This window comes from Stenotrophomonas sp. GD03777 (assembly GCF_029842485.1).
In the GTDB taxonomy this organism is placed as follows: domain Bacteria; phylum Pseudomonadota; class Gammaproteobacteria; order Xanthomonadales; family Xanthomonadaceae; genus Stenotrophomonas; species Stenotrophomonas sepilia.
On sequence record NZ_JAOCGL010000116.1, the window covers coordinates 1 to 11,235 of the forward strand.

The window sequence follows — 11,235 nt, forward strand, 5'->3', positions numbered from 1 at the left end:
GTGCCGGCAGGTCCACGCCGCTGTCCAGGCCCAGGCCCTGCAGCAGGTAGACCACATCCTCGCTGGCGACGTTGCCGCTGGCGCCCTTGGCATACGGGCAGCCACCGGCGCCGGAGACCGCGCTGTCGACCACGCGCACGCCTTCTTCCAGGCAGGTGGCGATGTTGGCGATGGCCTGGCCGTAGGTGTCGTGGAAGTGCACGGCCAGTGCCGTCATCGGAATCTCGGCGGCAACCGCCTGCAGCATCGCCCGTGCCTTGCGCGGGGTGCCGACGCCGATGGTGTCGCCCAGTGAGATTTCGTAACAACCCATCTGGTGCAGGGCGCGCGCCACCCGCACCACGTCGGCCAGCGGCACCTCGCCCTGGTAGGGGCAGCCGAGTGCGGTGGAGACATAGCCGCGCACGCGCACGCCATCGGCGGCGGCGCGGCGCAGGATCGGCTCGAACCGGGCCAGCGATTCGTCGATGCCGGCATTGGTATTGGTACGGTTGAAGGCCTCGGAGGCGGCGGTGAACACCGCCACTTCCTCCACGCCCACCGCACGGGCGCGGTCGTAGCCCTGTTCGTTCGGCACCAGTACCGGGTAGTGCACGCCCGGCCGGCGCTGGATGCCGGCATAGACCTCGGCGGCGTCGGCCAGTTGCGGGATCCACTTCGGGCTGACGAAACTGGTCGCCTCGATGCTGCGCAGGCCGGTGGCCGACAGGCGGTTGATCAGTTCGATCTTGTCGGCGGTGGACACCGACTGCTTTTCGTTCTGCAGCCCATCACGCGGGCCGACCTCGACGATGCGGACGTAATCGCTCATGCGGCTGCCCCATCGGACGGACGGTGGCAGACCGCTTCGATGTTGTTGCCGTCCGGGTCGAGCACGAAGGCGGCGTAGTAATCCGGGTGGTACCACGGGCGCAGGCCCGGGGCGCCGTTGTCGCGGCCACCGGCGGCGAGAGCGGCGGCGTGGAAGGCGTCCACCTGCGCGCGGCGGGTGCAGGCAAAGGCCACGTGCACGCCGTGACTGGTGGTGCCGCCATTGCCGAGCCAGAAGAACGGCTTGCCGTCGCTGCCGAAGCCGATGTGGTCGTGGTCACCGGTTTCTTCGGCGCTCACTTCCATCACGACGTCGATCTGCAGCGGCGCCAGTGCCTGCAGGAAGAAGGTCCTGCTGCGCGCCAGGTCGGCGCTGGTCAAACCAAGATGATCGAGCATGTTCAGGCTTCCGTGACCCAGTGGGGGGCGCGCTTGTCGAGGAAGGCGCCCAGGCCTTCCTGGCCCTCGGCGGACACCCGCAGGCGCGCGATCAGGGCGGCATTATCCCGATCCAGCGCGTCGCGGTCATGGCTGTCGCGGACCTGCCGCACCAGCTGCTTGGCGGTGGACGAGGCGATCGGGCCGGCCTTGTCGAGCAGGGCCAGCTGGCGTTCCAGGGCTTCGTCCAGGCGTTCGGGCTCGACCAGCTGGTGGACCAGGCCGATGCGCAGCGCGGTGTCGGCATCGAAGTGCTCGCCGGTGGCGAACCAGCGCCGCGCCTGGCGCGGGCCGATGGCCTCGATCACGTAGGGCGAGATCACCGCCGGCAGCAGGCCGAGGCGGCTTTCGGTCAGGCCGAAGCGGGCCGAGGTGCTGGCGATGGCGATGTCGCAGCAGGCGACCAGGCCGACGCCGCCCCCGAAGGCGGCGCCATGGACCCGGGCCAGGGTCGGCTTGGGCAGCTCGTCCAGGGTGCGCATCAGCCGCGCCAGGGCCAGCGAGTCCTCGCGGTTGTCGGCCTCGCTGGCGGCGGCCATGCCGCGCATCCACTGCATGTCGGCACCGGCCGAGAAGGAAGCGCCGTGACCGGCGACCACCACGGCCCGGACCGAATCATCGCCGCCGGCGGCTTCCAGTGCGGCAGTCAGCCGGGCGATCAGGCTGGCGTCAAAGGCGTTGTGCAGCTCCGGCCGGTTCAGCCAGAGGGTGAGGACAGCGCCACGGCGCTCGATCTGCAAAGCATCGTTCATGGGATTCCAGGGTCACTCCATACCTGTATGGATCATAGCGGGCCATTGGTCATGGGCCATGACGCGACGCGGGAATGTTAGAATCGAGAACCATTTACATCCAGCAGAGAACACGCTAGATGACGCTGTCCGAACTGCCGCTGCACACCTCGGCCGTGGTCGAGTCCGTGCAGGACCTGCATGCCAACGATGCCATTGCCCGTCGCCTGCGCGAGCTGGGATTCGTGAATGGCGAGGAAGTACGCTTGGTGGCCAAGGGCCCGGTGGGGGGCGAGCCGCTGCTGGTGCAGGTCGGGTTCACCCGGTTCGCGCTGCGGATCAGTGAAGCCAAGCGCGTCGTGGTCGACGCTGCCAGCCAGGAACGACGTGCATGACCGCCACTGTCTCCGCCTCACCGCTGCGCATCGCGCTGGTCGGGAACCCCAACAGCGGCAAGACCGCGCTGTTCAACCAGCTGACCGGCAGCCGGCAGAAGGTCGCCAACTACACCGGCGTCACCGTAGAGCGCAAGGAAGGTCGCCTGCGCGCGCCGTCCGGCCGCGAATTCGCCGTGCTCGACCTGCCGGGTGCCTACAGCCTGCATCCGGCCAGCCTGGATGAGGCGATCACCCGTGACCTGTGCCGGGGCTTCTACCCGGGCGAAGCTGCGCCGGACGTGCTGCTGTGCGTGATCGACGCCACCAACCTGCGCCTGCACCTGCGCTTCGCGCTGGAGCTGCGTGAACTGGGCAAGCCGATGGTGGTCGCCCTGAACATGGTCGATGCGGCCCAGCGCCGTGGCATCCAGGTGGACGTGGCCGCGCTGGAGCGCGAGCTGGGCGTACCGGTGGTGGAGACCGTAGCGGTGCGCAAGCAGGGTGCCAAGGCCCTGGTCGAACGCCTCGATGCGATGGTGCCGCACCTGGATGCACCGGTGCCGGGCCCGGAAGGTGGCATCGACTACCACGCCAAGGTGCGCGAGATCCTGTCGGTCGCCGTGCGGATGCCGGCGCGGACCGCGAAGATCGACGACGCGCTGGACCGCTGGCTGCTGCACCCGGTGTTCGGGCTGATCAGCCTTGCAGTGGTGATGTTCCTGATCTTCCAGGCGGTGTACGCCTGGGCGACGCCGTTGATGGATGGCATCGAGGCTGGCTTCGCCTGGCTCGGCGCTCTCGTTGGCAGCGTGTTGCCGGAGGGTCCGCTGGCCAGCCTGCTGACCGACGGCATCATCGCCGGCGTCGGTGGCGTGGTGGTGTTCCTGCCGCAGATCCTGATCCTGTTCTTCTTCATCCTGGTGCTGGAGGAATCCGGCTACCTGCCACGTGCGGCGTTCCTGCTCGACCGCATGATGGCCGCCGCCGGCCTGTCCGGCCGCTCGTTCATCCCGCTGCTGTCCAGCTTCGCCTGCGCGGTGCCGGGCATCATGTCCACGCGCAGCATCCAGGACCCGCGTGACCGCCTGGCCACCATCCTGGTCGCACCGCTGATGACCTGCTCGGCGCGCCTGCCGGTGTACGCCCTGCTGATCGGTGCGTTCATTCCGCAGAAGACGGTGTGGGGGGTGTTCAACCAGCAGGGCCTGGTGCTGTTCGGCCTGTACGCCGCCGGCATCCTCAGTGCGCTGGCGATGTCGTGGATCATGAAGAAGTGGCGCCGCGACAAGAGCGAGCATCCGCTGATGCTGGAGCTGCCGTCGTACCGCCTGCCACATGTGCGTGACCTGGCGGTGGGCCTGTATGAGCGCGGCATGATCTTCCTCAAGCGTGTCGGCGGCATCATCCTGGCGCTGACCATCCTGCTGTGGGTGCTGCTGTCGTTCCCGGCGGCCCCGGCCGATGCCACGATGCCGGCCATCGACTACAGCTACGCCGGCCGGATCGGCCATGCGATGGCGGTGTTCTTCGCACCGCTGGGCTTCAACTGGCAGATCTGCATCGCGCTGATTCCGGGCCTGGCCGCGCGTGAGGTGGCGGTGTCTTCGCTGGCCACCGTGTATGCGCTGTCGGCCGCCGATGACGATGCCGCCAGCCAGGCGCTGACCCCGTTGATCAGCGATGGCTGGTCGCTGGCCACGGCCCTGTCGCTGCTGGTCTGGTACATCTACGCCCCGATGTGCATCTCGACGCTGGCGACCATCAAGCGCGAGACCAACTCCTGGAAGCAGATGGGCTTTGCCGCGTTCTACCTGTTTGCCGCGGCTTACGTGGCCGCGCTGATCACCTATCAGGTGACCAAGGCGCTGGGAGGCGGCTGATGGATACCGGGCTGCTGATCCAGTACCTGATCATCGCGGTGGCCGTGCTGGTCAGTGCCTGGGTGGTGCTGAAGAAGCAGTTCCCGGGCACCGTGCGCACGCTGCGCGGGGCCTTGGCGCTGGCCCTGCTGAAGCCGGGTCGCGCGGCCTGGCTGCAGGCGCTGGGGCGGAAGATCGCACCGCCGGCCAGCGGTGGGGGCGGTGCCTGTGGGGGGTGCGACAGCTGCGGGCCGACTCCGCCGAAGCAGCGCTGACGCTGCTTTCCTGCTCTGGTGGGTGCGAACCCTGGTTCGCACACTTGCGGGCTTCATCCACGCATGGCGTGGATCTACCGGACGCAGGCCGGATTCAGACTTCCCTGCGGATGATCGCGCGGAAGTTCCCGCCCTGATTCAATCGCCGCACCGATTCGCGGTTTCCATGGGCTGCTGCGAAACCCGCCACGTCGGCCAGGGCATCGAGCAGCAGGGCCTTCAGCGCGTCGCGGTTGCCGGCCTCCAGCAGGTCATCAAGATCCTGCTGGATGAAGGTCCGGCGCAGGCCCGGCGTTTCTTCGATCCGCCAGTCGACATGGGGCGTGGGAATGCTGGAGCGGTACCGGAAAGCCGTTTCAAGATCGTCAGGCGCGAGGGGATACGCGAGCAGCTCTGGAAAGTAGAGTCCAGCATTCACGTAGAAGCCCCGGCTTTCGCTGGCGCGCTGGTGATTAACGACAAGCAGGGCGGCATCCAGCAAGCGGTAGCGCGTGGTCGACGTCCCGGCATAACCGGTCTTCCTGGCGCATTTGCTGAAGACGGTCGAGGATTTCATGGGTTTTGCCCGGGCTGAGGGAAGGGCCACAGACTTGAAGGGGAGCGTTGCCGCGTCCAGTGGCAAACCCGTCACCGCAGGGGCATGCAGCATCGCAGCGATGGCGCTTGCCGGAGCGGGCGTGCTGCCGCTAGCCTGCAGGCATGAACCAGACTCCCCTGCGATTGCTCATTCACGGTGCCTCCGGGCGCATGGGCCAGGCCCTGCTGCGGCTGGCCGCCGAACATTCCGAAACCCTGCAGATCGTGGCCGCCGTGACCGGTCGCGCGCCGGCCCAGCGCGTAGTCGACGGTGTGCCGTTCTTCGCGGCCAGCGAACTGCCCGGTGCGCCGGTGTTCGACGTGGCCATTGACTTCAGCCTGCCGGAGGGCTTCGACCCGCTGCTGGCGCTGTGCGTGGATCGCGGGGCAGGGCTGGTGTCGGGTACCACCGGCATTTCCAGCACGCAGCGCCAGGCGTTGGATGCGGCAGCGGCGAAGATCCCGCTGGTATGGGCCTCGAACTTCAGCCTGGGCGTGGCGGTACTGGACGAACTGGTGGAGCGCGCGGCGCAGGCGCTGGCCGGCTGGGACTGCGACATCGTCGAATCGCACCACACCCAGAAGAAGGACGCGCCATCGGGCACTGCATTGACCCTGGGCGCGGCCGCGCAGCGGGGCGGGGCGGAGCCGCACTACGCCAGCCTGCGCGCCGGCGACATCGTAGGCGAGCATCTGGTGCAGTTCACCGGGCTGGGCGAGCGCATCGAGCTGGTACACCGGGCCATCAACCGCGACATCTTCGCCCGCGGCGCCCTGTTTGCCGCCCGCCAGCTGCAGGGCCGGGCCCCGGGCAGCTACCGCGTGCGGGACCTGCTGCAGTAAGGCGGGCTGATTCCTGGGGCTGGATCCCTTTCCAGCGGAGAGGGCTCTGACCCCATCCGAGGGCGCCTGGGGTCAGAGCCTTTCCCATTCGGGAATGGATCCGACCCCGCCTCCGGCCCGCATACGCCGCCGGATTGAAATGAATGCGCAATCGCCTGTTCATGAAGCGCGATAACCGCTGGCGTGAGCGTCCCGGCAGCGCTACAATTCGCACTCGCCGAATCACGAAAGCCGGACCGGTCCCAGACCGTACGTCCGCGCTTTTTTGCAACCGGATTTCCGTGAAGCGCAGGCGTGACTTCGGCAGCCCCCTCGGTAGCCAAAGTGAGATTCCCGTGACCCAAGCCGCAATCCTCGTCCTCGAAGACGGCACCGTATTCGAGGGCGAATCCGTAGGCGCGCCCGGCCTGTCCGTCGGTGAAGTGGTGTTCAACACCGCCATGACCGGCTATCAGGAAGTGTTGACCGACCCGTCCTACGCCCGGCAGATGGTCACGCTGACCTATCCGCATATCGGCAACACCGGCATGACCGACCAAGACGACGAAGCGTCCAAGGTGTGGTCGGCCGGCCTGATCGTGCGCGACGTTCCGCGCCGCCCCAGCAACTGGCGCAGCCAGGTGTCGCTGCAGGACTGGCTGATCCAGCGTGGCGTGGTCGCCATCGCCGGCATCGACACCCGCAAGTTGACCCGCATCCTGCGCGAGAAGGGTGCGCAGAACGGTGCGCTGATGGCCGGCGACATCGACGTGGAAAAGGCACTGGAAGCCGCCCGCAAGTTCCCGGGGCTGAAGGGCATGGATCTGGCCAAGGTCGTCACTACCGAGAAGACCTACACCTGGACCGAGGGCCAGCTGGACCTGGATGCCAACGCCTTCGTCAGCGTGCCGGCCAAGTACAAGGTCGTGGCCTACGACTTCGGCGTGAAGACCAACATCCTGCGCATGCTGGCCGAGCGCGGCTGCGAAGTGACCGTGGTGCCGGCGCAGACCCCGGCCGCCGAGGTGCTGGCACTGAAGCCGGACGGCGTGTTCCTGTCCAACGGCCCGGGTGACCCGGAACCGTGCGACTACGCCATCGAAGCGATCAAGACCTTCATCGATGTGAAGATCCCGACCTTCGGCATCTGCCTGGGCCACCAGCTGCTCGGCCTGGCCTCGGGCGCGCAGACCATGAAGATGGGCCACGGCCACCACGGTGCCAACCATCCGGTGCAGGACCTGGACAGCGGCCGGGTGATGATCACCTCGCAGAACCACGGTTTCGCGATCGATGAAGCAACCCTGCCGCCGACCCTGCGCGTGACCCACCGTTCGCTGTTCGACGGCACCAACCAGGGCGTGGCCCGCACCGACGTGCCGGCGTTCTCGTTCCAGGGCCATCCGGAAGCGTCGCCGGGCCCGCACGACGTCGGCCCGCTGTTCGACCGCTTCGTGGTGCTGATGGAGCAGGCCAAGGCGTGATCAGTACGCCGCCGGCCTGCCGGTGGCGTCGCGATGGACCGTAAACCCCGCATCGCTGCTGCCCCCGGCGCGGCGCTGCGGATCAAGATTCCTGATCGACAGCGTGCGATCACCCCCCTTGTCACGCTGTACTGACTTAGAGAAGAAAATGCCCAAGCGCACTGACCTCAAGACCATCCTCATCATCGGTGCTGGCCCGATCGTCATCGGCCAGGCCTGCGAGTTCGACTACTCCGGCGCCCAGGCCTGCAAGGCCCTGCGTGACGAGGGTTACCGCGTGGTGCTGGTCAACAGCAACCCGGCCACGATCATGACCGACCCGGAGATGGCCGACGCCGTCTACATCGAGCCGATCAACTGGCAGACGGTCGAGAAGATCATCGCCAAGGAAAAGCCCGATGCGCTGCTGCCGACCATGGGTGGCCAGACCGCGCTGAACTGCGCGCTGGACCTGGCCGACAACGGCGTGCTGGAGAAGTACAACGTCGAACTGATCGGCGCCAAGCGCGAAGCGATCCGCATGGCCGAAGACCGCGAGCTGTTCCGCGTGGCCATGGGTGAGATCGGCCTGGAATGCCCGACCGCCGCCGTCGCCCACACCCTGGACGAAGCGCTGGAGATCCAGACCCGCGTTGGCTACCCGACCATCATCCGCCCCAGCTTCACCCTGGGCGGCAGCGGTGGCGGCATCGCCTACAACCGCGAAGAGCTGGTCGAGATCGTCAGCCGTGGCCTGGAACTGTCGCCGACCACCGAAGTGCTGGTGGAAGAGTCGGTGCTGGGCTGGAAGGAGTTCGAGATGGAAGTGGTCCGCGATACCGCGGACAACTGCATCATCGTCTGCTCGATCGAAAACCTCGACCCGATGGGCGTGCACACCGGTGACTCGATCACCGTGGCCCCGGCGCAGACCCTGACCGACAAGGAATACCAGCGCCTGCGCGATGCCTCCATCGCCGTGCTGCGCAAGATCGGCGTCGATACCGGTGGTTCGAACGTGCAGTTCGGCATCAACCCGAAGACCGGCCGCGTGGTCGTCATCGAGATGAACCCGCGCGTGTCGCGTTCCTCGGCGCTGGCGTCCAAGGCCACCGGCTTCCCGATCGCCAAGGTTGCCGCCAAGCTGGCCGTGGGCTACACCCTGGACGAACTGAAGAACGAGATCACCGGCGGCCTGACCCCGGCCTCGTTCGAGCCGTCCATCGACTACGTCGTCACCAAGATCCCGCGTTTCGCCTTCGAGAAGTTCCCGGCCGCCGACGCCCGCCTGACCACCCAGATGAAGTCGGTGGGCGAGGTGATGGCGATGGGCCGTACCTTCCAGGAGTCGGTGCAGAAGGCCCTGCGTGGCCTGGAAACCGGCAAGGTCGGCTTCGACCCGACCGGCCTGGACCTGGGCAACGAAGACGACCTGCAGACCCTGCGCCGCGAACTGAAGGCACCGGGTCCGGAGCGCCTGTTCTTCGTCGCCGACGCCTTCCGTGCCGGCATGAGCGTGGAAGAGATCTACGCGCTGTCCTTCATCGACCACTGGTTCCTGGACCAGATCGAGGAAATCATCGCGGCCGAAAGCGAAGTCGCCGCCGGTGGCATCGACGCACTTGACGCTGCGCGCCTGCGCAAGCTGAAGCGCGCCGGTTTCTCCGACGCGCGCCTGGCGCAGCTCGCCGGCACCAACGAAGCCGCCATCCGCGCGCTGCGTCGTGCGCACAAGGTGCGCCCGGTCTACAAGCGCGTGGACTCCTGTGCCGGCGAGTTCTCCACCGGTACCGCCTACCTGTACTCGACCTACGAGGACGAGTGCGAGGCCGCGCCGAGCAACCGCGACAAGATCATGATCCTGGGCGGTGGCCCGAACCGCATCGGCCAGGGCATCGAGTTCGACTACTGCTGCGTGCACGCGGCACTGGCGCTGCGCGAGGATGGCTATGAAACCATCATGGTCAACTGCAACCCGGAAACCGTGTCGACCGACTACGACACCTCCGACCGCCTGTACTTCGAACCGCTGACCCTGGAAGACGTGCTGGAAATCGTCGAACTGGAACAGCCGAAGGGCGTGATCGTGCAGTACGGCGGCCAGACCCCGCTGAAGCTGGCGCGCGCGCTGGAAGCCAACGGCGTGCCGGTGATTGGCACCAGCCCGGACTCGATCGACCTGGCCGAAGACCGCGAGCGCTTCCAGCAGCTGGTGGACAAGCTGGGCCTGAAGCAGCCGCCGAACCGCATCGCCCGCAATGATCAGGAAGCCCTGCTGCTGGCCCGCGAGATCGGCTACCCGCTGGTGGTGCGCCCGAGCTACGTGCTGGGCGGCCGTGCCATGGAAATCGTCTACGGCGAAGCCGACCTGGCCCGTTACGTGCGCGACGCTGTGAAGGTGTCCAACGATTCGCCGGTGCTGCTGGACCGCTTCCTCGACAATGCTGTCGAGTGCGACGTCGACATCATTGCCGACAAGGATGGCAACGTCCTGATCGGTGGCGTGATGGAGCACATCGAAGAAGCTGGCGTGCACTCGGGCGATTCCTCGTGCTCGCTGCCGCCGTATTCGCTGTCGGCTGAAACCCAGGCCGAACTGCGCCGCCAGGTGGTGGAGCTGGCCAAGGCCCTGAACGTGGTCGGCCTGATGAACACCCAGTTCGCGATCCAGACCAGCGACGAGGGTGCCGACACCATCTACCTGCTGGAAGTGAACCCGCGTGCCTCGCGCACCGTGCCGTTCGTGTCCAAGGCCACCGGCATGGCGCTGGCGAAGATCGCCGCCCGTTGCATGGCTGGCAAGAGCCTGGCCGAGCAGGGCGCGACCAAGGAAATCGTGCCGGACTACTACTCGGTGAAGGAAGCGATCTTCCCGTTCGCCAAGTTCCAGGGCGTCGATCCGATCCTCGGGCCGGAGATGCGCTCCACCGGCGAGGTGATGGGCGTCGGCCGCACCTTCAACGCCGCCTTTGCGCGTGCGCAGGAAGCCGGTGGCATCAAGGCACCGCCGGTCGGCAAGGCCTTCGTCTCGGTCCGCGACCCGGACAAGAAGCGCGTGCTGCCGGTGGCCAAGGCGCTGCTGGCGCGTGGCTACAGCCTGGTCGCCACCCGTGGCACCGCCGCGTGGCTGCAGCAGCACGGCATGGACTGCGAGATCATCAACAAGGTGGTCGAAGGCCGTCCGCACATCGTCGACTCGATCAAGAACGGCGAGATCGTCTACATCGTCAACACGACCGAAGGTCGTTCGGCGATCAACGACTCGTTCTCGATCCGCCGCGAGGCGCTGCAGCATCGCGTCACCTACTCGACCACCATTGCCGGCGCCAAGGCGCTGGTGGATTCACTGGAATTCCGCGGCACCGGCCCCGTCTGGTCGCTGCAGGAGCTGCACAAGGAGTTGAATGCATGAGAGCCCCCATCACCATGAAGGGCGCGCAGAAGCTGCGCGACGAACTGGATCACCTGAAGTCGGTCAAGCGCCCGAAGGTCATCGCCGCCATTGCCGAAGCGCGTGAGCACGGTGACCTGAAGGAGAATGCCGAGTACCACGCCGCGCGCGAGGAACAGGGCTTCATCGAAGGCCGCATCAAGCAGCTGGAGGGCGAGCTGTCGCACGCCGAGATCATCGACGTGAGCAAGCTCAATGCCGGCTCCAAGGTGGTGTTCGGCGCCAGCGTGACGCTGGCCGACGTGGAAACCGACGAAGAGAAGAAGTACCAGATCGTCGGTGACCTGGAAGCGGACATCAAGCTGGGCCTGATCGCGATTTCCTCGCCGGTGGCGCGGGCGATGATCGGCAAGCTGGAAGGCGATTCGATCGTGATCGACGCCCCGGCCGGCCAGCGCGAGTACGAGATCGTCAGCGTCAGCTACGTGGACTG

At 66.9% G+C, this 11,235-nt stretch carries 11 protein-coding genes; 7 read left to right on the forward strand and 4 right to left on the reverse strand.

The window, feature by feature from the left end; all coding sequences use genetic code 11:
- The 3 genes from N5E02_RS18025 to N5E02_RS18035 all read right to left on the reverse strand — a co-directional run.
- A partial coding sequence (locus N5E02_RS18025) for a hydroxymethylglutaryl-CoA lyase (protein WP_279946570.1) occupies nt 1–811 on the reverse strand: 811 nt, incomplete at its 3' end.
- Nucleotides 808–1,209: a VOC family protein gene (locus N5E02_RS18030; protein ID WP_095378822.1), complete on the reverse strand. Its 402-nt coding sequence runs from the start codon at nt 1,207–1,209 to the stop codon at nt 808–810. The genes N5E02_RS18030 and N5E02_RS18025, both read right to left, overlap by 4 nt.
- 2 nt (nt 1,210–1,211) lie before the next feature.
- On the reverse strand, nt 1,212–2,000 hold the full coding sequence (locus tag N5E02_RS18035; protein ID WP_005416369.1) for an enoyl-CoA hydratase/isomerase family protein: 789 nt from the start codon (nt 1,998–2,000) through the stop codon (nt 1,212–1,214).
- 119 nt (nt 2,001–2,119) lie between these two features.
- Between N5E02_RS18035 and N5E02_RS18040 the strand changes: the two genes are divergently transcribed.
- From N5E02_RS18040 to N5E02_RS18050, 3 genes are read left to right on the forward strand one after another with little or no spacing between them, the layout of a single operon-like run.
- Entirely contained in the window at nt 2,120–2,374 is a 255-nt protein-coding gene (locus tag N5E02_RS18040) for a FeoA family protein (RefSeq protein WP_005416370.1), read from the forward strand.
- Nucleotides 2,371–4,236, forward strand: coding sequence for a ferrous iron transporter B (locus N5E02_RS18045; RefSeq protein ID WP_138953578.1), 1,866 nt, complete (start codon nt 2,371–2,373; stop codon nt 4,234–4,236). The genes N5E02_RS18040 and N5E02_RS18045 overlap by 4 nt, the downstream gene beginning before the upstream one ends.
- A complete protein-coding gene (locus N5E02_RS18050) occupies nt 4,236–4,490 on the forward strand; it encodes a DUF6587 family protein (protein ID WP_005416372.1) in 255 nt (84 codons plus the stop codon). The genes N5E02_RS18045 and N5E02_RS18050 overlap by 1 nt, the downstream gene beginning before the upstream one ends.
- A gap of 94 nt (nt 4,491–4,584) precedes the next feature.
- On the opposite strand, the gene N5E02_RS18055 is transcribed toward N5E02_RS18050, so the two are convergent.
- The gene (locus N5E02_RS18055) at nt 4,585–5,046 is read right to left on the reverse strand and encodes a DUF4304 domain-containing protein (RefSeq protein WP_065177640.1); all 462 of its coding nucleotides are present in this window, start codon (nt 5,044–5,046) and stop codon (nt 4,585–4,587) included.
- Nucleotides 5,047–5,189: 143 nt separating this feature from the next.
- Here N5E02_RS18055 and dapB point away from each other — a divergent pair, with 143 nt between their 5' ends.
- The 4 genes from dapB to greA all read left to right on the forward strand — a co-directional run.
- The gene (dapB, locus tag N5E02_RS18060) at nt 5,190–5,909 is read left to right on the forward strand and encodes a 4-hydroxy-tetrahydrodipicolinate reductase (protein ID WP_262221570.1); all 720 of its coding nucleotides are present in this window, start codon (nt 5,190–5,192) and stop codon (nt 5,907–5,909) included.
- Nucleotides 5,910–6,244: 335 nt separating this feature from the next.
- Complete coding sequence (carA, locus tag N5E02_RS18065) at nt 6,245–7,372, forward strand: glutamine-hydrolyzing carbamoyl-phosphate synthase small subunit (protein ID WP_005416375.1); 1,128 nt, start codon at nt 6,245–6,247, stop codon at nt 7,370–7,372.
- Between the two features lie 148 nt (nt 7,373–7,520).
- Complete coding sequence (carB, locus tag N5E02_RS18070; protein ID WP_279946572.1) at nt 7,521–10,763, forward strand: carbamoyl-phosphate synthase large subunit; 3,243 nt, start codon at nt 7,521–7,523, stop codon at nt 10,761–10,763.
- 8 nt (nt 10,764–10,771) lie between these two features.
- Nucleotides 10,772–11,235: transcription elongation factor GreA (gene greA / locus N5E02_RS18075; RefSeq protein ID WP_026347191.1), on the forward strand; the 464-nt coding region annotated here is incomplete at its 3' end.